27 protein-coding genes are annotated in these 24,119 nt (G+C 60.7%); 16 read left to right on the top strand and 11 right to left on the bottom strand.

Annotation, left to right across the window (positions count from 1 at the left end):
* Positions 1–915 carry a polyprenyl synthetase family protein gene (locus C0V73_RS16265; RefSeq protein ID WP_102021043.1) on the bottom strand — a complete coding sequence of 305 codons (915 nt, stop codon included), beginning with the start codon at positions 913–915 and terminating at the stop codon, positions 1–3.
* A 175-nt stretch (positions 916–1,090) separates the two neighbouring features.
* On the opposite strand from C0V73_RS16265, the gene mtgA reads away from it, so the two are divergent.
* The 4 genes from mtgA to C0V73_RS16245 all read left to right on the top strand — a co-directional run bounded on the left by mtgA (position 1,091) and on the right by C0V73_RS16245 (position 3,382).
* On the top strand, positions 1,091–1,792 hold the full coding sequence (mtgA, locus tag C0V73_RS16260; RefSeq protein WP_245408012.1) for a monofunctional biosynthetic peptidoglycan transglycosylase: 702 nt from the start codon (positions 1,091–1,093) through the stop codon (positions 1,790–1,792).
* A 71-nt stretch (positions 1,793–1,863) separates the two neighbouring features.
* Positions 1,864–2,511: a glutathione S-transferase family protein gene (locus C0V73_RS16255; protein WP_102021041.1), complete on the top strand. Its 648-nt coding sequence runs from the start codon at positions 1,864–1,866 to the stop codon at positions 2,509–2,511.
* A gap of 156 nt (positions 2,512–2,667) precedes the next feature.
* Positions 2,668–2,853: a 50S ribosomal protein L32 gene (gene rpmF / locus C0V73_RS16250; protein WP_006724402.1), complete on the top strand. Its 186-nt coding sequence runs from the start codon at positions 2,668–2,670 to the stop codon at positions 2,851–2,853.
* 133 nt (positions 2,854–2,986) lie between these two features.
* Complete coding sequence (locus C0V73_RS16245; RefSeq protein WP_102021040.1) at positions 2,987–3,382, top strand: hypothetical protein; 396 nt, start codon at positions 2,987–2,989, stop codon at positions 3,380–3,382.
* A 41-nt stretch (positions 3,383–3,423) separates the two neighbouring features.
* On the opposite strand, the gene phaR is transcribed toward C0V73_RS16245, so the two are convergent.
* On the bottom strand, positions 3,424–4,002 hold the full coding sequence (gene phaR / locus C0V73_RS16240) for a polyhydroxyalkanoate synthesis repressor PhaR (protein ID WP_102021039.1): 579 nt from the start codon (positions 4,000–4,002) through the stop codon (positions 3,424–3,426).
* A gap of 224 nt (positions 4,003–4,226) precedes the next feature.
* Here phaR and C0V73_RS16235 point away from each other — a divergent pair, with 224 nt between their 5' ends.
* Positions 4,227–5,408 carry an acetyl-CoA C-acetyltransferase gene (locus C0V73_RS16235; protein WP_102021038.1) on the top strand — a complete coding sequence of 394 codons (1,182 nt, stop codon included), beginning with the start codon at positions 4,227–4,229 and terminating at the stop codon, positions 5,406–5,408.
* A gap of 150 nt (positions 5,409–5,558) precedes the next feature.
* A complete protein-coding gene (locus C0V73_RS16230; RefSeq protein ID WP_102021037.1) occupies positions 5,559–6,284 on the top strand; it encodes a beta-ketoacyl-ACP reductase in 726 nt (241 codons plus the stop codon).
* Between the two features lie 340 nt (positions 6,285–6,624).
* Here C0V73_RS16230 and C0V73_RS16225 read toward each other — a convergent pair whose 3' ends face one another.
* The 3 genes from C0V73_RS16225 to C0V73_RS16215 are packed head-to-tail and all read right to left on the bottom strand — an operon-like array spanning position 6,625 to position 8,121.
* Entirely contained in the window at positions 6,625–6,879 is a 255-nt protein-coding gene (locus tag C0V73_RS16225) for a glycine zipper domain-containing protein (protein ID WP_102021036.1), read from the bottom strand.
* Positions 6,880–6,920: 41 nt separating this feature from the next.
* A complete protein-coding gene (locus C0V73_RS16220) occupies positions 6,921–7,073 on the bottom strand; it encodes a DUF3309 family protein (RefSeq protein ID WP_102021035.1) in 153 nt (50 codons plus the stop codon).
* Entirely contained in the window at positions 7,006–8,121 is a 1,116-nt protein-coding gene (locus C0V73_RS16215; protein ID WP_245408003.1) for an alpha/beta hydrolase, read from the bottom strand. The genes C0V73_RS16220 and C0V73_RS16215 overlap by 68 nt, the downstream gene beginning before the upstream one ends.
* 310 nt (positions 8,122–8,431) lie before the next feature.
* Here C0V73_RS16215 and C0V73_RS16210 point away from each other — a divergent pair, with 310 nt between their 5' ends.
* From C0V73_RS16210 to C0V73_RS16195, 4 genes are all read left to right on the top strand, one after another.
* Positions 8,432–11,473, top strand: a complete 3,042-nt coding sequence (locus C0V73_RS16210) for a helicase-related protein (RefSeq protein ID WP_102021033.1) — start codon at positions 8,432–8,434, stop codon at positions 11,471–11,473.
* Positions 11,473–11,883, top strand: coding sequence for an RNA-binding S4 domain-containing protein (locus C0V73_RS16205; protein ID WP_102021032.1), 411 nt, complete (start codon positions 11,473–11,475; stop codon positions 11,881–11,883). The genes C0V73_RS16210 and C0V73_RS16205 overlap by 1 nt, the downstream gene beginning before the upstream one ends.
* Before the next feature lie 189 nt (positions 11,884–12,072).
* A complete protein-coding gene (gene fdxA, locus C0V73_RS16200; RefSeq protein ID WP_102021031.1) occupies positions 12,073–12,411 on the top strand; it encodes a ferredoxin FdxA in 339 nt (112 codons plus the stop codon).
* Positions 12,412–12,792: 381 nt separating this feature from the next.
* Positions 12,793–13,368 (top strand): CarD family transcriptional regulator, encoded by a 576-nt coding sequence (locus C0V73_RS16195; protein WP_102021030.1) that lies wholly within the window; start codon positions 12,793–12,795, stop codon positions 13,366–13,368.
* Positions 13,369–13,510: 142 nt separating this feature from the next.
* On the opposite strand, the gene C0V73_RS16190 is transcribed toward C0V73_RS16195, so the two are convergent.
* The 3 genes from C0V73_RS16190 to C0V73_RS16180 all read right to left on the bottom strand — a co-directional run bounded on the left by C0V73_RS16190 (position 13,511) and on the right by C0V73_RS16180 (position 17,673).
* Positions 13,511–14,239 carry a Bax inhibitor-1/YccA family protein gene (locus tag C0V73_RS16190; RefSeq protein WP_102021264.1) on the bottom strand — a complete coding sequence of 243 codons (729 nt, stop codon included), beginning with the start codon at positions 14,237–14,239 and terminating at the stop codon, positions 13,511–13,513.
* Between the two features lie 177 nt (positions 14,240–14,416).
* Complete coding sequence (locus C0V73_RS16185; RefSeq protein WP_102021029.1) at positions 14,417–16,963, bottom strand: ABC transporter permease; 2,547 nt, start codon at positions 16,961–16,963, stop codon at positions 14,417–14,419.
* Positions 16,960–17,673 carry an ABC transporter ATP-binding protein gene (locus tag C0V73_RS16180; RefSeq protein ID WP_102021263.1) on the bottom strand — a complete coding sequence of 238 codons (714 nt, stop codon included), beginning with the start codon at positions 17,671–17,673 and terminating at the stop codon, positions 16,960–16,962. The genes C0V73_RS16185 and C0V73_RS16180 overlap by 4 nt, the downstream gene beginning before the upstream one ends.
* A 75-nt stretch (positions 17,674–17,748) precedes the next feature.
* Here C0V73_RS16180 and C0V73_RS16175 point away from each other — a divergent pair, with 75 nt between their 5' ends.
* On the top strand, positions 17,749–18,396 hold the full coding sequence (locus tag C0V73_RS16175) for an arylesterase (protein ID WP_102021028.1): 648 nt from the start codon (positions 17,749–17,751) through the stop codon (positions 18,394–18,396).
* Positions 18,397–18,462: 66 nt separating this feature from the next.
* Complete coding sequence (gene thpR / locus C0V73_RS16170) at positions 18,463–19,056, top strand: RNA 2',3'-cyclic phosphodiesterase (protein WP_102021027.1); 594 nt, start codon at positions 18,463–18,465, stop codon at positions 19,054–19,056.
* Here the strand turns inward: thpR and C0V73_RS16165 are convergent.
* Positions 19,005–19,463 carry a low molecular weight protein-tyrosine-phosphatase gene (locus C0V73_RS16165; RefSeq protein ID WP_102021026.1) on the bottom strand — a complete coding sequence of 153 codons (459 nt, stop codon included), beginning with the start codon at positions 19,461–19,463 and terminating at the stop codon, positions 19,005–19,007. The two genes, thpR and C0V73_RS16165, sit on opposite strands and share 52 nt — an antisense overlap.
* Positions 19,464–19,500: 37 nt before the next feature.
* Here C0V73_RS16165 and C0V73_RS16160 point away from each other — a divergent pair, with 37 nt between their 5' ends.
* The 4 genes from C0V73_RS16160 (at position 19,501) to rlmN (ending at position 22,502) form a co-directional block, all read left to right on the top strand.
* Complete coding sequence (locus C0V73_RS16160) at positions 19,501–19,803, top strand: 4a-hydroxytetrahydrobiopterin dehydratase (RefSeq protein WP_102021025.1); 303 nt, start codon at positions 19,501–19,503, stop codon at positions 19,801–19,803.
* A 76-nt stretch (positions 19,804–19,879) separates the two neighbouring features.
* Complete coding sequence (locus tag C0V73_RS16155) at positions 19,880–20,260, top strand: YkvA family protein (RefSeq protein WP_102021024.1); 381 nt, start codon at positions 19,880–19,882, stop codon at positions 20,258–20,260.
* A gap of 264 nt (positions 20,261–20,524) precedes the next feature.
* Positions 20,525–21,028: an invasion associated locus B family protein gene (locus C0V73_RS16150; RefSeq protein WP_102021262.1), complete on the top strand. Its 504-nt coding sequence runs from the start codon at positions 20,525–20,527 to the stop codon at positions 21,026–21,028.
* A 235-nt stretch (positions 21,029–21,263) separates the two neighbouring features.
* Positions 21,264–22,502: a 23S rRNA (adenine(2503)-C(2))-methyltransferase RlmN gene (gene rlmN / locus C0V73_RS16145; RefSeq protein WP_102021023.1), complete on the top strand. Its 1,239-nt coding sequence runs from the start codon at positions 21,264–21,266 to the stop codon at positions 22,500–22,502.
* Between the two features lie 33 nt (positions 22,503–22,535).
* Here the strand turns inward: rlmN and C0V73_RS16140 are convergent, their stop codons facing one another.
* Entirely contained in the window at positions 22,536–23,177 is a 642-nt protein-coding gene (locus C0V73_RS16140; protein WP_102021022.1) for a LysE family translocator, read from the bottom strand.
* Between the two features lie 74 nt (positions 23,178–23,251).
* Positions 23,252–24,112, bottom strand: a complete 861-nt coding sequence (locus C0V73_RS16135) for an SDR family NAD(P)-dependent oxidoreductase (protein ID WP_172450215.1) — start codon at positions 24,110–24,112, stop codon at positions 23,252–23,254.
* Between the last annotated feature and the right edge of the window lie 7 nt (positions 24,113–24,119).

Raw genomic sequence — 24,119 nt, 5'->3', positions numbered from 1 at the left:
CTATTTCTTCCTGTAGGCGATGAAGTGGGCGGCTTCCTTCAGCGGCTCGGCCTTAGCGCCATAGGGATCGAGCAGCGCATTGGCTTCAGTGACCAGTCGGTCGAGTTCGGCGCGGGCCCAGTCGGTGCCCTTGAGGCCAACGAGGGTCGCCTTGCCTTTAGCCGCGTCCTTGCCGGTCGCCTTGCCGAGGGTCGCGGCGTCCGAGGTTATATCTAGGAGATCGTCGGCCACCTGGAAGGCGCGGCCGATGATTTCACCGAAGCGGCGCAGGCGATCGCGGTCTTCCGCCGGTTGACTGGCGATGATCGCCCCGGCCTCGCAGGCGAAGCGCAGGAGTGCGCCGGTCTTCATCGCCTGGAGCGTGACGATGCCTGCTTCATCTGGCTGGTCTTTGTCTGCAGCAAGATCGAGCATCTGGCCGCCGGCCATGCCGCCGATCCCGGCTGCGCGTGAAAGCTCCAGCACAAGCGCCACCTTGGCGGCATCGGGCAGGGGCGTTTCCGGCGACGCGATAATGTCGAAGGCATATGTCAGCAGGCCATCACCGGCCAGGATCGCGGTCGCCTCGTCGTACTGCTTGTGGACCGTCGGCTTGCCACGGCGCAGGTCGTCGTCGTCCATGGCCGGCAGGTCGTCATGGACCAGCGAGTAGCTGTGCAGGCATTCAAGCGCGCAACCGACCTGAAGAGCCGCCTCGTCGCTTCCGCCAAAGAGGCGCGTCGCCTGCATCACGAGATAGGGGCGCAGGCGTTTTCCGCCATTCAGAGCTCCGTAATGCATGGCCTCGATCAGTTGGCCAGGACGCGCGATCTCCGCTGGGCGCGGGGTCCCGTCCAACAGGGTTGCGAGCCTTGCCTCGACGATCTCGGCACAGGCGGACAAGCTTTGTTCAAAGGCATCGGCGCTCTTGGTCATGCGGGCTATTTGGCACGCGGCCCCCTGTCAGGCAACGGGAAATTGACGCTGAAGAAGGCCTGCGGGCCGCGGCGCGTCTGGTCATTTCGTCACGGGGCCGCTAAGAGGGGGCATCATCGATCATGGACCCACCTCATTGACACTGGAAGTCGAGGCATTGGAGCAAGACGAGCAGATTGCGCCGGCGGAAGAGCGGAGGCGGCGGCCCCGGATCATCCGGGCCGTGCTGATTGCTCTGCTTCTGTTGCTCGTCGGGCCTTATCTCCTGATCCTCGTCTATCGCGTCGACTTTATCCGCCCGGTGTCCACGCTGATGCTGGCGGATCTCGCTACCTTTCAGGGCTATGATCGCCGCTGGGTCGATTTCGAGGATATCTCCCCGAATGTCGTTCGTGCGGTGATGATGTCGGAGGACGGGCAGTTCTGCAATCACGGCGGCGTCGACTGGAACCAGCTGCAGTCGGTCATCGACGATGCCATGGCTGGAGAGGCGACGCGGGGCGCGAGCACCATCCCGATGCAGACGGCGAAGAACCTTTTCCTCTGGAACGGGCGATCCTTTGTCCGCAAGGGCCTGGAGCTGCCGCTTGCGATGGCCGCTGACACCGTGTGGCCCAAGCAGCGGATGATGGAGATCTACCTCAACGTCGCGGAATGGGGTCCTGGCATCTATGGGATCGAGGCTGCCGCGCGGTATCACTTCAAGACATCTGCCGCGAAGCTCAGCCGTCAGCAGGCGGCGCTGCTGGCCGTCTCCTTGCCCAATCCGATCGACCGCGTGGCGAGCAAGCCTGGTCCGGGCTTGAAGCGGTTGGCAGGGGTCGTGGATCGGCGGGCCCGTGCTTCAGGTGATTACATTACCTGCCTTTATGATTGAGATCAGAAGCTTTCGTTGGTCCGCAACCCGGTTATGGGTCTAGTTTGGAGCTCAACTGTTCGGAGAGCCTGATGGACGAACTGACCCTTTACATCGCCAACAAGAACTATTCCTCCTGGTCGTTCCGACCGTGGATCGCAATGACGGCAGCCGGCATTCCGTTTCGCGAGGACCTGATCCCGTTCGGACCAGGTGCCACCCATCCGCGCTTTCGGGAACTGTCGCCGACCGGGCGGGTACCGGTGTTGCACCACGGCTCGGTCCGGGTCTGGGAATCGCTTGCCATCATCGAATATGTTGCAGAGCTCTATCCGGATGCCGGGCTCTGGCCCGCCGACCGTGAGAGCCGCTCGATGGCGCGCTCCATCTCCATGGAAATGCTGTCCGGCTTTCGTGCTCTGCGCGGTGCCTGCCCGATGAACATGCGTCGGCCGGTGAAAGCGATCCCGCTGCCCGACGGCGTGACCGCCGATGTCGCTCGCATCGAAGCGATATGGCGCGACATGCTGCAACGCTCCGGCGGTCCCTTCCTGTTTGGCGCATTTTCCGCGGCCGACGCCATGTTCGCACCGGTCGTCAATCGCTTCCGCGCGTATGATCTGGTTCGCAATGCCGAGACGATCGCCTATATGGATCGGATGCGTGCGCATCCGGCCTGGCGGGCCTGGGAAGACGCGGCGCTGGCCGAACCCTGGATCGTGCCCGAGGACGAGGCCTGATCGGCCTTGTCACGGATTCGAAAAAAGTGACCTGGGGACTGGTCAAACCCACTTCGGGCATGTATAAGCCCGCCAAATTCCGAGATCGAGACAGGTTCTGTCCGGCCTCATCGAGGCCGCATAAACCCGTCTTGTCCGTCACGTGGAGTAACGAAAATGGCTGTACCGAAAAGAAAAACAAGCCCGTCCAAGCGCGGTATGCGCCGCTCTGCTGACGCGCTGAAGGCATCGACCTATGTCGAAGACAAGAACTCCGGCGAACTGCGCCGTCCGCACCATATCGATCTGAAGACCGGTATGTATCGCGGCCGCCAGGTTCTGACGCCGAAGGAAAGCGCATAATTTCTGCGCCTCGACTGACTGTTTTGAAAGGCCGGCGCTTGCGCCGGCCTTTTCATTTGTCATTAGGCATAGTTAAATCGCGCGGCTGATCGCCCCCGAGCCGGTGCGATCGCATTGTCAGGAAGGATTCTGCATGCTGGTCGCCATTCCACTCATGGTCGTGCCGTTTATCTTTTATAATGCCGTGATGTTGGGAAGCGGGGTTTCGGCATTCTCTGGCGTGATCATGACGGTGCCGATGCTGTCCGGGGCCGTCTGGACAATGACGCTCGGTGACCTCGTCATCCTGTCCGCCCTCATCTGCCTGTTTTTCGAGATGCTCAAGGCGACGCTCAGCAATCGTGGTTCGTTGATGAACCATATGCTGTCGATGCTGGTCTTCGTCGGATTTCTCGTGGAATTCCTGCTCGTGCGCGACGCGGCCACCCAGCTCTTTTTCAGCCTGATGGTGATCGCCTTCATCGATGTCGTCGCTGGCTTCACAATCTCCAACCGGGCTGCGGGTCGCGACGTTTCGATCGGACTTTGATCCCGTCGTGAAAAAGGCCCCTTCCGGGGCCTCGTCTCGTTTTATAGATTGTCGAGCTTGTTCTGCAGGGAGCGTAACTGCTCCTTCAGTTCGTCGATATCCTTGGCCTCGGCTTTCTTCGTTTCCTTGGCTGGCTGCTGGCCTCCGAGGAAGGGCGAGAACATCTGCATGGCCTGCTGGAACATCTCGGTGTTGCGCTTCACCTGCTCTTCCATCAGTTGTATCGGCATCTGCAGGTTCTTCGACAGCGGATGGTCGCCGAAGGCCTTGGTCATCTGCTCGCGCATCTGGGTCTGCTGCTCGGTGAAGGCCTTCATCGAATGTTCGAGAAAGCTCGGAACGACCATCTGCATCTGGTCGCCGTAATAGCTGATGAGCTGGCGCAGGAAGGAAATCGGCAGCAGCGTGTTGCCGGTCTTGGATTCCTGCTCGAAGATGATCTGGGTCAGGACGGAATGCGTGATGTCTTCACCGGACTTGGCGTCCTGCACCAGGAAATCCTCTCCCTTCTTGACCATCTTGGCCAAGTCCTCGAGGGTTACGTAGGTGCTCGTGCCGGTGTTGTAGAGGCGTCGATTGGCGTATTTCTTGATAACGATTTCGCCATCGGCTTTGGCCATTTCTGTCTCCTAACCCGTCGTTTTTCGATTGTTTTTGCTCTTCCCGGTCAGGAGTGTAAGCGCAAATTCAGTCCGGTGACAATCTCTTTGTGCGATGCAGGATCGGCATTTGACGAAAGACAGGGAAGCGCAACCAAAGAACGAGAAGTGAGGGTTTATCTTGTTTGACACCGGCGGGAGTCTTTGTCAGTTTCTCCTCAATCACAAAACCCGAGGAGACGTCCATGAGCACCCCGTCCATCGTCATCGCGAGCGCTGCCCGAACCCCGGTCGGATCTTTCAACGGTGCCCTGTCGTCCGTCGCGGCGCATGATCTCGGTGCCATCGCCATCAAGGCCGTGCTGGAGCGCGCCGGCGTCGAGGCTGGTGAAGTCGACGAAGTCATCCTCGGCCAGATCCTGACAGCCGGTCAGGGCCAGAACCCGGCGCGTCAGGCCGCCATGAAGGCCGGCATTCCGCAGGAGGCCACGGCATGGGGGCTCAACCAGCTCTGCGGTTCGGGCCTGCGCGCGGTTGCCATCGGCATGCAGCAGATCGCAACCGGGGACGCAAAAATCATCATTGCCGGCGGTCAGGAATCCATGTCCATGGCGCCGCATTGTGCGCATCTGCGCAACGGCACGAAGATGGGCGACCTGAAGATGGTCGACACCATGATCAAGGACGGCCTGACCGACGCCTTCTACGGCTATCACATGGGCACGACGGCAGAGAATGTCGCTCGCCAGTGGCAGCTCACACGCGACGAGCAGGATGCATTCGCCGTCGCTTCCCAGAACAAGGCAGAGGCCGCTCAGGTCGCCGGTCGCTTCCGTGACGAGATCGTGCCGGTCATCGTGCCGGGTCGTAAGGGTGACGTGACCGTCGACCAGGACGAATACATCCGTATCGGTGCGACGCTTGAAAGCATGCAGAAGCTGAAGCCGGCCTTCGACAAGGAAGGCACAGTGACCGCCGGCAACGCATCCGGGATCAACGACGGCGCTGCTGCAGCACTGCTGATGACCGAAGCGGAAGCCTCGCGTCGTGGTATCGCACCGCTTGCCCGCATCGTTTCCTGGGCAACGGCCGGCGTCGACCCGAAGATCATGGGCACCGGCCCGATCCCGGCCTCCCGCAAGGCACTTGAAAAGGCCGGCTGGAAGATCTCCGATCTCGATCTCGTCGAAGCCAACGAGGCCTTCGCTGCGCAGGCCTGCGCCGTCAACAAGGACCTCGGCTGGGATACGTCGATCGTCAACGTCAATGGCGGCGCGATCGCGATCGGCCATCCGGTCGGCGCATCGGGTGCGCGCATCCTCAACACGCTTCTGTTCGAGATGAAGCGTCGTGGCGCCAAGAAGGGGCTTGCCACGCTCTGCATCGGCGGCGGCATGGGCGTTGCCATGTGCCTCGAGGCCTTCTGATCCGGGCAGCCAGGATGGCGCCGGCTCATCATTGACATCACAAAGCTCTGTCCCGGCGTGAAGCCGGGATGGCGAAGTCATGCCGTTGCGATGGGAACCGCAGCGGTGGAACCAGACGGGAACCCATACAGAAAAAACGGGGAGGACAGCATGAGCAGAGTGGCTTTGGTAACCGGCGGTACGCGCGGCATTGGTGCTGCGATTTCGATCGCTCTGAAGAACGCCGGCTACACGGTGGCCGCAAACTTCGCCGGAAACGAGGAAAAGGCGAAGGCCTTTGAAGCCGAGACCGGCATTCCGGTCTTCAAATGGGATGTCTCCAACTACCAGGCTTGCGTCGACGGGATCGCCGCCGTCGAGGCTGCGCTCGGCCCGGTTGAAGTGCTGGTCAACAATGCCGGCATCACGCGGGACGCCATGTTCCACAAGATGACGCCGGACCAGTGGAACGAGGTCATCAACACCAACCTTACTGGCCTCTTCAACATGACCCATCCGGTCTGGACCGGCATGCGCGACCGCAGTTTCGGACGCGTGATCAACATTTCGTCGATCAATGGCCAGAAGGGCCAGATGGGCCAGGCCAACTATTCTGCCGCCAAGGCGGGTGACCTCGGTTTCACCAAGGCGCTGGCGCAGGAAGGTGCTGCCAAGGGCATCACGGTCAATGCCATTTGCCCCGGTTATATCGGCACGGAAATGGTGCGCGCGATTCCTGAGAAGGTGCTCAACGAGCGTATCATTCCGCAGATCCCTGTCGGCAGGCTTGGCGAACCGGACGAGATCGCTCGCTGCGTTGTCTTCCTTGCTTCCGATGATGCCGGTTTCATCACGGGATCGACGATTTCAGCGAATGGCGGCCAGTTCTTCGTCTGAGCAACCGTCAGCGTTTCGCCTCGGGGCCGGCCTAGTGCCGGCCTCTTGCGTTTCTATCGCGGGAAGGATTTCGAGACTGCGTAGCGTTTAGGATCTCTAATGCAAGATCGGCTAGGCCGTTAAGAATTACCGTCTTTTTCTGCCGGGAAAATTCTTAATATCCACCGCGCCCTATGGTTAACCAGTTGTTATTCCACAACATACAGCGGTGAACAAACCGGGAAGACTGCTCAGTCCGCGATTCGTCGTTGATTCGTTCCGGATTTGATCGAGAAGTTAATTCCGCACACGAAAAAGCCGCCGAACCTGGGGTCCGGCGGCTTTTTTGCAGGCATGCCTGTTAGCGGCAACGTGCTTCGTAAGTGCGGCCGTAGCGATCGCGGTAGACGCAATAGCCAGAACGTTCCTGGGAATTGCCGATCAGCGCGCCGGCCACACCGCCGACTGCTGCGCCAACGGCTGCGCCGCGGACGTTGCCGGTAGCAACGCCACCGATGACTGCGCCAGAAGCCGCGCCGATGCCGGCGCCACGTTCGGTTGCCGTGCAGGATGCGAGCGGGGCGATCAATGCGAGTGCCAGAAGGGTCTTTTTCATCGTCCTATACCTTTTATGTCGAGTTGGATTTTCACTTCAGGTCAAATTCGACCCATCAACATCAGGATGATGAGGATGAGCAGTACGAGGCCCAAGCCTCCCGACGGGCCGTAACCCCAGCTGCGGCTATGTCCCCAGTTTGGCAGGGCGCCGATCAGCAACAGAATAAGAATGACGATGAGGATGGTACTCATGGGGGCCCTCTCCTAAGCCTTGGTGCAGAATGCTGTCTTGTGCGGTCTGAACGCGACCAGCCGGACTTTGTTCCGTCCGGTTCAGGCTCATGCGCATGAACTGGAACATTTGGGCTGCGGCCTTACCTGCGATGGGGCGCCGGTTTTTCGCCTGCAGCGTGGCAACGCCGTCCACGAACGCGCTGATGGCGCTTGCGGTCAGGGTCTGATGCTCGACCATCGGCAGATGCCCGCAATTGCGCAGCAGGACCGTCTGCACTTGAGGAAGCAGCTTGGATACCCGCAGCTGATGTGCCGGCGGCACGATGGCGTCATCGGCGCCTACAATGTTCAGCACCGGTACGCGGATTGACGGGAGATCCGCGACCAGGGTCGTGGCCGACATGAAATGTATGCAGGCCGCGATGTCTTCGGGTCTCGCCTGCTGCAACTGCAGCCGCACATCTTCCATGGCCTCGACCGCGCGATCGTTCTGCCAGGGGCATCCCTTGTCAAAAACGCATTCGACGGAGCCCCAGCGAAACTGCTCACTGGTCGAAATCCAGCGCTGGAAGAACTGGCGGAACAGGAAGTATCCGACGCGAGGGACGCGCAAAAGCTTGGCCGGCAGGCGCTCCTGGCCCTCAAAGCGACCGCAGGCGAAGGCGCCGATCAAGACGATCGACTTCACCAGTTCGGGGTAATGCCGTGCAATCAGCAGCGAGACGAAGCCGCCCGTGGAGTGGCCGATCAGCGTGACGGGTCTGCCGCCGAAATCGCGCCTAAGTGCCTCAGCATAGGCTGCAGCTACCGCCTCGGGGGTGATCAACTGACCCGGTGCTGAGAGCTTCCAGGGGTGATGGCCGGGCAGGGCGTAGGCCGCGCTCTTTGACTTTCGCACAACGTCCGGCGCATAGGTTCGCCAAAAGGACGGCGCCATGACCATTCCGTGGATCAGGGCGTAATCCTGAGCCAACTCGTTGTTTCCGATCCATTCTGGGGGCGGCGGGGATAGCGTCATCAGTTTCACCTCGGCGGCGGAACGTGAAGATGTTCCCGATTGTTCCATCGACTGGCCGTTGGGAAGGCTGATGCGGTCCGAGGGTGATTCAGCATCTGGTGTGGCGGAGCCCAGGGGACTTCCAGATCTAGCCGTGAACAAACACTGAATCAGCCGGAGTCACCGATTCGTCGCTGATTCGTTCGCAGAGTGTTCCTGATTCAGAAAGCTGATTCTGATCAAGGGTTTGCGAGGAATTCTGGGGTGTTTGCCACAAGCGCCTTGCCTTTGCCCCTGTTCGTCGCCATGTGTTGGCCAAGGGTGCCGGAATGCAGAAGCGCGGTCCCGGCAAGCGGAGCGGTCCTTGAATACGCAACCCATGATCTTGAGTGGCCGCGGCGTCAACGCTGTGCTGGGGCCAACGAATACCGGCAAGACCCATTTCGCCATCGAACGTATGGTCGCGCACGGGTCGGGCATGATCGGGTTGCCGCTCAGACTTCTGGCCCGCGAGGTCTATACCCGTGTTGTCGAGCGGGTCGGCGTGAAGAATGTCGCTCTCGTCACCGGTGAAGAGAAGATCAGCCCTCCGAACGCCCGTTTTTCCGTCTGCACCGTCGAGGCTATGCCGCGGGAAACGAAAGTCGCCTTCGTCGCGATCGACGAGATCCAGCTCGCCGGCGACCTTGAACGAGGGCACATCTTCACGGATCGCCTGCTGCATCTGAGAGGGCGCGAAGAGACGCTGTTGCTCGGCTCGGCGACGATGAAGTCGATCCTCATCCAGCTCCTGCCCGGCATCACCATCGTTGAGCGCCCCCGGCTTTCGCAGATCTTCTATGCGGGACAGAAAAAGATTACCCGCCTGCCGCAGCGCACCGCCATCGTCGCTTTCTCAGCCGACGAGGTCTATGCGATCGCAGAGCTCATTCGCCGCCAGCGCGGTGGAGCAGCCGTGGTGCTGGGTGCGCTCAGTCCGCGCACGCGCAACGCCCAGGTTGGCCTCTACCAGGAAGGCGATGTCGATTATCTCGTCGCCACCGATGCCATCGGCATGGGGCTCAATCTCGATGTCGACCATGTCGCCTTTGCCCAGGACCGCAAGTTCGACGGCTACCAGTTCCGCAATCTCAATCCGGGCGAGTTGGGCCAGATTGCCGGCCGTGCCGGCAGACACATCAAGGATGGCACGTTCGGCGTGACGGGCCGCGTCGATCCTTTCGATGAGGAACTGGTCGAGCGGCTTGAAACCCATCAATTCGATCCTGTCAAAGTTCTGCAATGGCGGACGGAGAAGTTCGACTTCTCGTCGATTGCCGGCCTGCAGCGAAGCCTTGATGCGGTACCCCGCGTCGAAGGACTGACGCGCGCCCTGCCGGCGACCGATCAGCAGGCGCTTGAGTATCTGTCGCGCTATCCTGAGATTTCCGACATCACGGACCGACCCGAACGGGTGGAAAAACTCTGGGAAGCCTGTGCGCTGCCCGACTATCGGCGCATTACGCCTGCACAGCATGCAGATCTGATTCAGAGTCTCTATTTTGATTTGGTCAGGCGGGGCACCGTGAACGAGGATTTCCTCGGCGAACAGGTGCGCCGGGCAGACCGGACCGATGGCGAGATCGACACGCTTTCGGCGCGGATCGCCCAGATCAGAACATGGACTTACGTGTCGAACCGGCCCGGCTGGCTTGCCGATCCGACACACTGGCAAGAAAAGACGCGGGAAATCGAAGACCGATTGTCCGATGCGTTACATGAACGGTTGACGAAACGCTTTGTTGATCGCAGGACATCTGTGCTCATGAAGCGCTTAAGAGAGAATGCAATGTTGGAAGCTGAAATCAGTGTGAACGGCGATGTCTTCGTGGAAGGCCATGCCATGGGACAACTCTCCGGTTTCCGGTTCACGCCGATCTCCGGCATGGAAGGTCCGGATGCCAAGGCAGTTCAGGCCGCCGCATACAAGGCTCTGGCGCTGGAGTTCGAAGCGCGGGCTGCCCGCCTGCATGCTTCTGGCAACAATGACCTTGCCATCGGCTCGGATGGTCTCGTCCGCTGGCTCGGCGACCCGGTTGCCCGTCTCACCGGTACGGATCACATCCTGCATCCGCGTGTCATTCTGCTTGCCGACGAGCAGCTGACCGGCATTGCCCGTGATCACGTTGCTGCTCGCGTCGAGCGCTACGTCAATCATCACATCTCGACCGTGCTGAAGCCGCTCGATGACCTCTCCCGCGCAGAAGACCTGCAGGGCCTGGCCAAGGGGCTCGCCTTCCAGCTCGTCGAGAATCTCGGCGTGCTCTTCCGCCGTGACGTGGCAGACGACGTCAAGACGCTCGACCAGGATGGTCGTGCATCCATGCGCCGCTACGGCGTGCGCTTCGGCGCCTACCACATCTTCATGCCGGCTCTGCTGAAGCCGGCACCGGCCGAACTGATCACGCTGCTCTGGGCGCTGAAGAACGACGGCCTCGATAAGCCGGGTTATGGCGATCTGATCCCGGTGCTGGCTGCCGGCCGTACCTCCGTCGTCACGGATCCGAGCTTCGAGCGCATGTTCTACAAACTTGCCGGCTTCCGCTTCCTGGGCAAGCGCGCAGTTCGCATCGATATCCTCGAGCGTCTCGCCGATCTCATTCGTCCGCTCCTGCAGTGGAAGCCGGGTTCGCCGGCACGTCCTGACGGCGCCTATGACGGCCGCCGCTTCACGACGACGACGGCCATGCTTTCCATTCTGGGTGCGACGCCTGACGACATGGAAGAGATCCTGAAGGGTCTCGGCTATCGTGCCGACAGCGTTTCGGCCGAAGAGGCGGCCGCCTTCCTTGCTGCGCAGACTGGCTCTGCAGCGGCTGAGGCTCCGGCGGTTGCCGAAAAGAGCGACGACGCCGTCGATGATGCCGATCATTCCGCCGAGGCATCTGTCGAAGGCGAGGCATCGGCTGCTGTGACTGAAGAGCCTGCTGCAGCGGTTGCCGCTGAAGCGGTTGAGCCTGCCGCTGCCGAAGAGCAGTCGGCCGAGCCGAAGCCGGTTCTTCTCTGGCGTCCGGGTGGTCGTAACGACAATCAGCGTGGCACCGGCCGTCCGGCTGGCGATCGCCGTCCGCAGGGCCAGCGGAACCCGGCTCCGCGCGAAGGCGGCGAGGCTGCTGGCGAGAAGCGTGGCGAAGGCCGTCGCGACGATCGCCGTTCCGACAATCGCGGTGAGCGTCGAGACGACAATCGTGGCAAGTTTGCCGGCAAGGGTGACCGCCAGGATCGTGGCGACCGCAAGGACCGTGGTCCGCGGCCGGAGCGCGACAACAACAAGTCGCAGCCCGCACGCTTCGAGGCAAAGCCGCCGCGCAAGGAGAAGCCGATCGATCCGGATTCGCCTTTCGCCAAGCTCGCGGCTCTCAAGGAGCAGCTGAAGAAGTAATGGACGACAAGCAGTCACAAAGCGGTTCGCGCCAGCGCATCGACAAGTGGCTGTTCTTCGCCCGTGTGGCAAAATCACGCAGCCTCGCGCAAGAGCGCGTGGCTTCTGGCCATGTCAGCGTCAATGGCCAGAAAATTCGCCAGGTCAGCCATCAGGTCAAGCCTGGCGACAAGCTTGAGATCGCAATGCCGGAGCGGGACCTGGTGCTGGTCGTCAAACTGCCCGGCGAGCGGCGCGGCCCTTACGAGGAAGCAAAGCTCCTCTACGAGGATCTCACGCCTCCGGCCGAGAAGAAGCCCTTCAGTCCATCCGAGCCTGGTGTTCGGGCGCCTGGAGCCGGAAGGCCCACGAAGAAGGAGCGCCGCGCGCTTGATGAACTGCGTGGCGAGCCGGATTGGTCGGCGGATTAGAAAATTTCTACAAAGGCGCCAGAATTGAGGGTGTTTATCCTTGCCTTGTCAGGGATTCCGCTTTAGCTCACATGCCGTCCGACATTAATTCCCGGTGGGGCGCGAGCCTTCCGAACAGGGTGTCACCCGATCGGAATACCCGCATTCGTCTCTCTCCTGCCGTTCGAGAACGTCATCCTGGAGTGCCGCATGACCTATATCGTCACTGACAACTGCATTCGCTGCAAATACACCGATTGTGTCGAGGTCTGCCCCGTCGATTGCTTCTATGAGGGCGAAAACTTCCTCGTCATCCATCCGGACGAATGCATCGATTGTGGTGTCTGCGAGCCGGAATGTCCTGCTGAGGCTATCAAGCCCGACACCGAGCCAGGTCTCGACAAGTGGCTGAAGATTAACGCTGATTACGCGAAGATCTGGCCGAATATCACTGTCAAGAAAGAGCCGATGCCGGAAGCCAAGGAGATGGACGGCGTCGACGGCAAGTTCGAGCAGTTCTTCTCGGAAAATCCTGGTTCGGGCGACTGATACCAGAATTAAGGTTGGGCGTGAGTGAATCCTGCCCAAATTTCCATCACTTGACGGCGGATTCGCCCTTGTGTGCGTCACGATTGTGGCGCACTGCACTAAAATATTGATTTCCTCGTCTTTTTGTGATAGCCTCTTGGAACTGTTCCACTTTGCGGCATAGCTATGCCCTGAACCATCACGAAAGCAACTTCACCAACGCGCGATTTCCGTGACATCGGCGACACCGCTTGTGTCGTGTCTCCGTCGCGACGAGGTGGCTTTGACTGTGTGGCGGACTGGATCAGGATGACAAGTTTCGCAGTCTTGTCGTCTCATCCGGGCCTGACCGACCCGGCGCCGGCATCTCGCCGGGAGCAAAACAGGGAGTTTTTGAATAGAATGACGACCCAGCAGAAGAAGAATTCCTCGGCGCGCCACGGCTTCAAGACCGGCGAGTCGATCGTATACCCCGCTCATGGCGTGGGTACCATCACCGCCATCGAAGAGCAAGAAGTGGCCGGGATGAAGCTCGAGCTTTTTGTGATCGATTTCGAGAAGGACAAGATGCGTCTGAAGGTTCCGGTCGCCAAGGCCGTGAGCATCGGAATGCGCAAGCTCTCCGAGACCGATTTCGTCGATCGCGCTCTCAAGGTCGTGCAGGGCAAGGCCCGCGTCAAGCGCACCATGTGGTCGCGTCGCGCCCAGGAATATGATGCCAAGATCAATTCCGGTGACCTGATCTCGATCGCAGAAGTCGTTCGCGACCTCTATCGCGCCGAGAACCAGCCGGAGCAGTCTTATTCCGAGCGTCAGCTTTATGAAGCTGCGCTCGACCGCATGGCTCGCGAAATCGCTGCCGTGAACAAGATGTCCGAGACGGAAGCCGTTCGCCTTGTCGAGGTCAACCTCGCCAAGGGTCCCAAGCGCGGCAAGACGATCGAAGAAGACGATACCCAGGAAGAAGAAGCCGCGTAAAAAGCAGCTTCAGTGCATGGTCATGAAAAAACCTCCGGTGAAAACCGGAGGTTTTTTTGTATCTGTCGCCCGCACGCCGACTACATCGCGGCCAAGAAAAACCCCGCCGGAGCGGGGTTTCCCAGAACTTGCCTCTTAGCTGTTACTCGCGGTTTCCGAGGAAACGCAGCAGGAACAGGAAGAGGTTGATGAAGTCGAGATAGAGGCGCAGCGCGCCCATGATGGCGTTGCGGCCAGCCATCTCGCTGGAGTGGCTCTCGTGGTAGGACTCCTTGATCGACTGCGTGTCGTAGGCGGTCAGGCCTGCGAAGATCAGGACGCCAATTACCGAGATCGCGAAGTCGAGGGCCGAGGAGGCCATGAACAAGTTAACCAGCGACGCGATGATCAGGCCGAAGAGACCCATCATCAGGAATGAACCCATGGCCGACAGATCACGCTTGGTGGTGTAGCCGTAGAGCGACAGGGCACCAAAGGAGGCTGCGGTCACGAAGAAGGTCTGAACGATGCTCGCGCCCGTGTAGATCAGGAAGATCGACGACAGCGACAGGCCCATCAGTGCGGCATAAATCCAGAACGTGGTCTGGGCAGCGGCGACGCTCATCTTGTGAATGCGGAAGCTCAGGAAGAACACCATGGCGACCGGCGCCAGGATCACGACCCAGCGGAGCGGCGAACCATAGATTGCCTGCGCAAAGGCCGGGCTTGATACGGCCATCTGGAAGGTTGCGAAGGCTGCGATACCGGTGATGGCGAGGCCCAGTGCCATCAGGTTGTAGACCTTCAGCATATAGGCGCGCAGACCTTCGTCGATCATCGTGGCCGACTGGGTCTGACCCGTGCGGCTCTGATAGTTACGAAGTTCGGACATGTTTTCCTCTCTCAAAGCTTCGATGTTGGACGGCAGAGCCTTTAAAAAAGGCGCCCGCACCGCTGCGAAGCCCAGCATGCGTGATCTCAATATGAGGGGTTCCCGTGTCCTCGACAAGGGCCGCAAGCTTAAATCGCGGTAATGCTGGGCGGATGGCTGATCCATCCGCCCTTGGCATCATAACTCGCGAAGCACGGGAGCTGCCTTCTGGCCGAGGATGCGCCAGGTTCCAGCAAGGCCAATGCCGATCGTGACGACGAGTGCGATGGCAAGCGTCATCAATGCGACGTCGGGCAGGAAGTTGGAAGGCAGGTTCATGATCTGGCTCAACACGAACCAGGCAATGCCGCCGCCGGCGATCAATGCGAAGATCGCAGTCGCCGCCCCAAGCAGCATGTACTCATAGGTGAAGGCGCGGATCAGCATGGCGCGCGTGGCACCAAGCGTTTTCAGGATGACGGCGTCGTGTGTGCGAGCCCGGTTGCCGGCTGCCAGTGCGCCGGAGAGGACGAGAACCGAGGCGATGAGCGCAATTGCGGCCGCCGCCCGGATCGCTGTCGCCAACTGACCCACGAGGCGGTCGACAATATCCAGTGCATCCTTGACCCGCACCGTCGTGATCGTCGGGAATTGCTGGGTGACGGATCGGAGGATCGAAGCTTCCTCTGCTGCCGTTGCCTCCTGGTCGATCAAGGTCGCCAGCCAGGCATGGGGTGCGCCGGCGAAGGTGTTCGGCGAGAAAACCATGACGAAGTTCATCGACAGGCTCTCCCACTCCACTGTGCGGAAGTTGGCGATCTTTGCCGTGATGTTGCGGCCGAGCACGTTGATGGTGATCGTGTCGCCGATCTTCAGGCCGAGTTCGCGGCCTTCCTGTTCTGCGAAGGATACGAGCGGTTCGCCTGTGTAGTCGTCGGTCCACCATTCGCCTTCGGTGACGGTGCTGTTTTCGGGTACGTTGCGGGCGTAGGTCAGCCCTCGGTCGCCACGCAGCACCCAGCGTCCTTCCGGCGGAACCTCGACCTTGGCTACATCGGTGCCATTCAGCTCAACGATACGGCCGCGCAGCATCGGCACTTCGATCAGCTTGCCTTCGGGCGCCATGCCTTCAACCAGGGTTCGGAAACCATCGATTTCGCCGCTCTGGATGTCGACGAAGAAGAAATTGGGCGCGCGCTCCGGCAGGTTGCCGGTCAATTCACGTCGCAGGTTGCCGTCGATCAAGGCGAGGGCCACGAGGAGGCTGAGGCCGAGGCCAAGCGAGAGCGTGACTGCGGGCGTCAATGCACCGGGACGGTGGATGTTGCCGACCGCCAGTCTGAGGGCTGCCGAGTGGATGGGCGGGCTGCGCTTGGCAAGCCAGGCGATGCCCATGGCCACGACCCGCAGCAGCACGAAACCGGCTGCCATGGCGGCCAGGAAGATCGTCGCGATGCGCTGCTGTTCCGAGGTGAAGATGGCAAGCGCCGCGAGTGCGCCAAGCGACAGTGCCATGGCGAGCAAGTATGGCCACGACGGCAGCCCTGCAGCTTCAAAGCCCTGTTCGCGGAAAAGGGCCGTCGCCGGCACCTTGCGGGCATGGCCGAGCGGCAGGATGGCGAAGGCAAATGTCACCAGCATGCCGAACACCGCTGCCAGCAACAGCGCGCGAGGGTATATCGTCGCTTCGGCAGAGATCGGCAGGAGGCCAGACAGGTAGTTTGCGACGATTGGCGGCGCGATGATGCCAAGCAAGAGGCCGGCCACTATGCCGATCGAAGCGACCAAAGTGATCTGGATCAGGTAGACCATGACCACCACGGAGGCCGGTGCGCCAACGCATTTGAGGGTCGCGATCACGGTGCGCTTGGAATCGAGGAAGGCGCGAACGGCATTGGCGACGCCAACCCCGCCGACCACCAGGGCCGTCAGACCGACGAGCGTCAGGAACTGGGAGAAGCGTTCGATATTCTCGGTGAGCGCGGGCGCTGCACGGTCGCTGCCGCGAATGGACCAGCCGGCGGTGGGGAATTCGGCCTGCGCCTGTTGGCGGATCGTCTCCGTGGCGGGCGCAGGATCGGCGTAGCGGATCTTGTAGGCGTGCTCGACAAGGCTGCCGGTCGCCACGAGACCGCTTGCAAACAGCCCTTCGCGGCTGGTGAGGAAGCGCGGGGCGAAGCCGAAACCGTCGGAGATGGAATCCGGCTCGGTGATGATCGTGCCATTGATGCGGAACCGCGCATTGCCGACGAGCAATTCGTCGCCGACCTTCATGTTCATGCGTTCGAGCAGAAGAGGCGCCACGACCGCGCCATAGGTGTCGTTGTCGCTCGCCAGAAGTTCGCCGAGGGGGCGATCCGGTTCGGCGACGAGGCGGCCGTAAAGCGGATAGGCTTCATCGACTGCCTTTAGCTCGACCAGAGACTGGTCGGAGCCATCGGCCAGGCGAGCCATCGAGCGCAGATTGGTTGTGACGGACACCGCACCGAAGCGCTCGAGGAAGGCGAGTTCTTCCGGCGTCGCCTCCCTGTTGTCGAGCTCGAAGCGCACATCGCCGGCGAGCAGAGTGCGTCCCTCCGAGGATATGGCATCGGTGATCGCCGTCGACACGGAATTCACGGCCGCGATGGCGCCAGTCCCCAGCGCAATGCAGGCGAGGAAAATATAAAATCCCTTCAGGCCGCCACGCAGTTCACGCAGCGCGATGCGGAAGGCGATGGAGAAGCGTGCACCGAAGGACGTCATGCGGACACCGAAGCGAGACGGGCCTGCTCGGTTCGGCTATCGCCTGCGATCTGGCCGGAGGCGACCCGGATCTGGCGCGTGCAGCGTGCGGCGAGTGACGGATCATGGGTGACGAGGATCAGCGTCATGCCGCGCTCCTTCTGCTTCGAAAACAGAAGATCGGCAATCTGGCGGCCAGTCTCGGTATCCAGGTTGCCGGTCGGCTCATCGGCGATCAGCACTGCCGGCGACGGTGCAAGCGCGCGGGCGATCGCAACGCGCTGCTGCTCACCGCCGGACAACTGGCCAGGGTAATGGCTGAGGCGCTCGCCGAGGCCGACAGCTTCCAGCTCCTTGCGGGCAATGTCGAAGGCGCCCTTCACATTGGCGAGTTCCAAGGGAACTGCGACGTTCTCGAGGGCCGTCATGTTGGCGATCAGATGGAAGGACTGGAAGACGATGCCGATGTTCTTGCCCCGGAAGTCGGCGAGACGGTCTTCACTCAGCGTGTGCAGCGGCGTGTTGCGGACATGGATTTCACCGCTGTCGAGGCGTTCGAGACCTGCCAGCACCATCAGAAGCGTCGACTTGCCAGACCCGGACGGCCCGACGATGCCCACCGCCTCGCTTTCCGCGATGGAAAGGTCAATGCTCTTCAGAACGTGAACGGAGGCTGCGGCATTGCCCAGAGTGAGATCGGCGCTTTTCAGTTCGATGATGCTGTTTCTCACACTCATCCATCCTATATCTGCGGGGACTGAAGCTTCGCCGCACTGCGGCATTCTTGCCAATCTAGGGAAGCCACCATGACATTTAAAGCAGCGTTCCTTCATTTCGCCGTGATACTGCTCGCCACCCTTGCCGGGCCCAGGATTGCTGCGGCTGAACCGCTCCAGCTCGTCGGCCTCGGCGACAGTCTGATGGCGGGCTATCAATTGCCTCAGGAAGACGCCCTGCCTGCCCAGCTGCAGCGCGAGCTTGTGGCCAAGGGCCATGACGTCGTGATCAGCAATGCCGGCGTTTCCGGAGACACGACTTCTGGTGGTCTTTCCCGTGTCGACTGGTCGGTGCCTGAGGGCACAGACGGGGTCATTCTCGAATTGGGCGCCAACGACGCGCTGCGCGGCATTCCGCCAGAGCAGACCGAGAAGAACCTCGAACAGATCATTACTCGGCTGAAGGAGCGCAACATTCCGATCCTGCTGGTCGGCATGCTGGCGCCGCCGAACATGGGTGATGACTATGGCAAGAGGTTCAATGCGATCTATCCACGCCTTGCCGAGAAGTACGATCTGCCGCTCTACCCCTTCGTGCTCGACGGGGTAATCACCGAACGCAGCCTGCTGCTCGAGGACGGGATGCACCCCAACACGCAAGGCCTGAAGCTGATGGCTGAACGCATCCTGCCTCTCGCCGAATCTTGGGTGGCGGGCATCAAGGGTCAGTCGAATTAAACGCTTGCGCCTGATGCCGTTGCATGATTCGCTGTGAGCACCTGCAAAAGATTCGGGGAGCGCTCCATGCCGAGATTGTTCACTGCCCTCGAAATTCCACGCAGCGCTGCCATGAGCCTCTCATTGTTGCGCGGTGGCCTCCCCGGAGCGCGCTGGATCGATGTGGAGAATTACCACATCACACTGCGCTTCATCGGTGACGTAGACGGCAGGACAGCGGACGAGATTGTCGACAGGCTTGATCGCATTGATCGTCCCGAGTTTTCCCTGACCTTGAACAGCATCGGCTCCTTCGGATCGAAGAAGCCGCACTCCATTTGGGCCGGTGTTTCGGCCGCGCCGGAGCTCTATGCGCTGCAGGGCGAGATTGAACGGATCTGCCAGAGGATCGGCCTGCCACCGGATCCTCGCAAGTTCACGCCGCATGTGACCCTTGCTCGGCTCAAGGCGTCGCGCGTCGAGGATGTCGTGCACTACCTCGGCGGTCGCGGCGATTTCCACACCATGCCGTTCCGGATCGGACGCTTCGTGCTTCTCTCTTCCCGGGAATCGGTTGGTGGCGGGCCCTATCTGACCGAAGAGATCTTCCCGCTTCGCGAGGCGGCCGGCTACTCGAATTTTGCGACGACCGCGCTGCAGCCCGAAAAGAGCATGCTGTAAACGGCTTCGAAGTCTTCCAGGTCGCCGTAATAGGGATCGGGTACGTCCTCTCGCGTGCCGAAGGCGAGTTCTGAAAAAAGGTGCAGCTGAGCCGTTGCCTCCGATGGCATCAGGCTTTCCAGTCTCGCCAGATTGCTGCTATCCATCGCTACGACAAGATCGAATTTGAGGAAATCCTCTGGGCTGACCTGCCGCGCGCGCTGACTAGAGATGTCGATCCCCTTCGCGGCTGCCACCTTGATCGATCGCCGGTCGGGCGGGTTGCCGACATGCCAGCCACCGATACCAGCGGAGGCAATCACAGGCTTTCCGCTTCCAGCCTCGGTCAGGTGGCGATAGATTCCTTCCGCCAGCGGTGAGCGGCAGATATTGCCCAGGCAGACGAAGAGAATTGATGGTGCCGGCATTGGTAGATCCTGCAAGGCAAACGAGGAGTGACGGCAGATGAAATACGAAAAACTGGAGGCGGCGTACATCGCAGCGCGCCTTGGCGAGATGCATGGCTGGGCGGTCGGGCGCGACGGTGCTGCCATCGAAAAGCACTATGTGTTTCGCGACTTCCGCCAGGCCTTCGGCTTCATGGCCGAATGTGCGCTTGCCGCCGAGAAGTTGGACCACCACCCGGAATGGTTCAACGTCTACAAGAAGGTCGATGTGACGCTGACGACCCATTCTGCCGGCGGCGTGACGGAACTCGACTTCAAGCTTGCCGTTCTCATGGATCTGGCCGCGGCCCGAAACGGATAAGTGTGTGCGGCGATTGAATTCGGCTTCCTCGCTTCACATATGATTGATCGGGTCCGAACGAAGGGATCGATGTGCTATGGATGATGTGAAGATCGGTGAGATTCTGCTTCCGGGCGACGAGAAGACGCAGGAAAAGCAGGAAGCGAAGGTACGCAGCCGATTCTGGCCGACCTTCAAGAAGGCTGCCCGGCAGATCCCTTTTTCACGGGATCTGGTGGCTGCCTATTACTGCGCGACGGACCGCGAAACCCCGTTCCGCGTCAGGGGTATCCTGCTGGCGGCCCTGGGCTATTTCGTCCTGCCTATCGATGTCGTTCCGGACATTCTTGCGGTGGTTGGCTTCACCGACGACATCGCGGTGCTGACCACAGCGATCGCCTTGATAAACAGGCATATCAAGGATCGTCACTACGACGAGGCCGATAAGGCCCTTGCGGACGACTTCCAGCCGACCTGAATGGTCACAGGGTAGCCTTGGTGTCCAAGGCAGCCCAACTCTTGCCTTTTTCTTTCATTCTACATCGTCAGCAGGATCAAGGTCCGAAAACCGTTTTTTGCCGGATTTCGGGGCGCCAGACAGGACGTTGACGCCAAATATGACAACAAGGCGTGCGCCGTTCATCGTTTGGTAAGGTAAATTAAGTCAAACTGAACACAGGTTTTGACGATGAGCGCCCGGCCGCATGGTCGGGTGATGGATGGAAACAACCGGCAGGAAGACATGTTCGTAAGAAGTAGCGTAACCGCACTGGCAATCCTCCTGGCGAGCAGCGGGCTCGCCAACGCGCAATCGCCCACGCGGATCGAGCAGTTCAAGGCCTGGGGCGCCTATTCCTACAAGTCGAATGGCGGCACTGTTTGCTACGTGCTGTCCGTTCCGACCACCAAGGAACCGGCCAGCGTCAATCACGGCGACATCTTCTTTGTCGTGTCGCAGCGTCCCGGCCAGAACATCTCGTATGAGCCGCAGGCCATGATGGGTTACCCGATGAAGGGCGACTCCAAGGTCAATGTGAAAATCGACAACAAGAACTTCGTCTTGTTCGTCAAGGATACCTCCGCCTGGGTCGAGAACGCAGCTGAAGAGCCGGCACTCGTCGCTGCTATGAAGGGTGGCTCGTCGATGACCGTCACCGCGACTTCGGCTCGTGGCACGGCCACCAACTACACCTATTCGCTGTCCGGCATCTCGGCGGCTCTGCAGAAGATCCAGAACTGCAACTAAGGGCCGAACGCCTGAATTTTACGCGAGGGGCCGGCAGCATCTGCCGGCCCCTTTCATTTGCGCATGGCCGACCCGCAGGCGGTTGGGGTGACGGAAGCCAAAAAAGCTGCTATTGGCCCGTGCAAATTAGGGCATGGGCTCGATCCCCAGTCCGCATGATCCATGAATTCATACCTGCCAGCCGGGACGCGCTCGATCCGAGCATGCTTCTCCATATGGTCCAGAGGTCCAGACGATGACAGTTTCAGTGACGCTTCCTGAACGTAGCCAGACTGCGGCGCCGGTTCGCCCCACCGCTTTCGCCGAGAAGCCGAGCCTGCTTGGCCTTGATCGCGAGGAGCTGGGTGAGGCCCTGCGCGGCAAGGGTGTGCCGGAGAAGCAGATCAAGATGCGCGTGGCGCAGATCTGGAACTGGCTCTATGTCCGCGGCACCTCCGACTTCGACCATATGGCGAATGTCTCCAAGGACATGCGCGAAATGCTGAAGACGCATTTCACCATCGCGCGGCCCGAGATCGTCGAAGAGCAGGTGTCGAACGATGGCACCCGCAAGTGGCTGCTGCGCTTTCCGCCGCGCGGCGCCGGGCGTCCGGTCGAGGTCGAAAGCGTCTATATTCCGGAAGAGGGTCGCGGCACGCTCTGCATCTCGAGCCAGGTCGGCTGCACGCTCACCTGTTCCTTCTGCCATACCGGCACGCAGAAGCTGGTGCGCAATCTGACGGCCGAGGAAATCCTTTCGCAGCTGCTCTTGGCGCGTGACCGGCTGGGTGATTTCCCGGACCGCGAGATTCCTGTCGGCACCATGATGCCGTCGAGCGACCGCAAGATCACGAACATCGTGATGATGGGCATGGGTGAGCCGCTCTACAATTTCGAGGAAGTGAAGAAGGCGCTGCTGATCGCGACCGATGGCGATGGCCTGTCGCTGTCCAAGCGTCGCGTCACCCTGTCGACCTCGGGCGTGGTGCCTGAGATCTACCGGACCGGCGAAGAGATCGGCGTCATGCTGGCGATCTCGCTGCATGCCGTCCGTGATGAACTCCGCGACATGCTGGTGCCGATCAACAAGAAGTATCCGCTGAAGGAGCTGATCGAAGCCTGTCGTAACTATCCGGGCCTGTCGAATGCCCGGCGCATCACCTTCGAATATGTGATGCTGAAGGATGTCAACGACAGTCTCGAGGATGCCAAGGGGCTGATCCAGTTGCTCAAGGGCGTACCGGCGAAGATCAATCTGATCCCGTTCAACCCATGGCCGGGTACCAATTACCAGTGTTCCGACTGGGCGACGATCGAGAAGTTCGCCGACTTCATCAACCAGGCCGGCTATGCCTCTCCGATCCGCACACCGCGCGGCCGCGATATTCTCGCCGCCTGCGGTCAGCTGAAGTCGGAATCGGAGCGCATGCGCAAGACCGAGCGCCTGGCGTTTGAAGCGATGATGATCGCCAATCACGGCGAAGACGACGATTGATGTTCCGGCGGGACGGTTGTCCCGCCTTCGATCCTACTTGGCCTGCGTCATGAAGATCTTCACCGCGAAGATCGAGAAGACACCGGCAAAGGTGTAATCGATGCCGCGCAGAACCTTACGGTTCGCCTGCAGCCAGCTCGACATGAAATCCGCGCCATAGACGATGCCGACGCCGATCGGCAGCGACAGGATGATCGACCATATGCCGAGAAAGATCAGCTTTCCGGTGACGTTCGGGTCGGTGGCTGTCACAAATTGCGGCAGGAAGGTCATGAAGAAGATGATAACCTTGGGGTTCAGGAGATTGACCCAGAGCCCGTTCAGGAAGGCGCCCTTCTTCGAGACGACCGCATCACCATCCGCCTTGATGACGAAGTTCGAGCCGTGGCGGACCGCCTGCAACGCCAGCCACAGAAGATAGGCGGCTCCCCCGGTCTTCAAGAGCATGAATGCCGTCGGCGAGGCGACGATGAGGGCCGAAATGCCGAAGGCGACCAGCAGCGTGTGGATCGAGATGCCGAAGCTGGTTCCGGCGAGCGTCATCAGGCCGATCGCGCGACCATCGCGGAGCGAGCGGCTGATCCAGAGCGTCATGTCCGGGCCGGGGGTGATGGCAAGGAGGAGCAGCGCCAGGCTGAAGGCGAGAAAGACGGGAAGGCTCGGGATATAATCCATTGATGTCACCGCATGATGAAGCACCCGCGACCTGCGGGTGATCAATCCATAACGGCCTTCACCGGCCTTGCCAATCAGCCTCTGGGGATCGACAAGTAGGTCTTGAAGGCGTCGGCATAATCCGGATGCCAGCGCGAGAGCGGCGGGCGGTTTTCGATGATGTCGCCGGCGGCCCAGGCGATGCGTTTTTCATCCAGGGCGCGGGGCACATCATTGTCCGGGCAGAGGATGTAGAAGTCACCTCTGACAAGGCTTTCCAGCATGAACTCGACCGTTTCCTCTGGCGTCCATGCGCTGGCCGGTTTCTCGGTACGGCCATTCGCCGTCAGGCCCGTGAAGACGAAGCCGGGGATCAGCAGGTGGGCGGTAACATTGCAGTCCGGCGTGTTGCGCAAGTCGTGCTGAAGCGCTTCGGTGAAAGCCTTCACCCCTGCCTTCGAGACATTGTAGGCCGGATCACCCGGGGGCGTCGTAATGCCCTGCTTTGATCCCGTGTTGATGATGAGAGCTGCATCCTTGTGGGCGACCATGCCCGGGCCGAAGGTGCGGGTGCCATTGATGACGGCCATCAGGTTGACGCCGAGCACGTTCTCCCAGTTTGCCTGCGGCCCGAAGAGGGCGCTGCCCGGCTGGATGCCGGCATTGTTCATCAGCACATGCACACGTCCGAACCGCTGGATGACGGCGCGCTCCAGCGCTTCCAATTCATCCAGCTTCGAGACGTCAGTACCGATCGCAACCACATCGGTGTCACCACTTGCGGAAAGTGCTGCAACCTCCAGGGCTGCGGCGGCCAACTGATCGCCTTCGAGGTCAACCAGAACGACGCAGAGGCCCATGCCAGCAAAGGCCTTGGCGGTTGCGAGGCCGATGCCAGAGGCGGCGCCGGTGATGACGGCGACATGACCTTTCACGAGTGCTGGATGTTGGGTCATCATGGGC

The organism is Rhizobium sp. TH135 (genome assembly GCF_002855515.1).
GTDB lineage: Bacteria > Pseudomonadota > Alphaproteobacteria > Rhizobiales > Rhizobiaceae > Allorhizobium.
The sequence above is the reverse complement of the archived record's forward strand: the minus strand, read 5'-3'. Positions and strand labels throughout refer to the sequence as shown.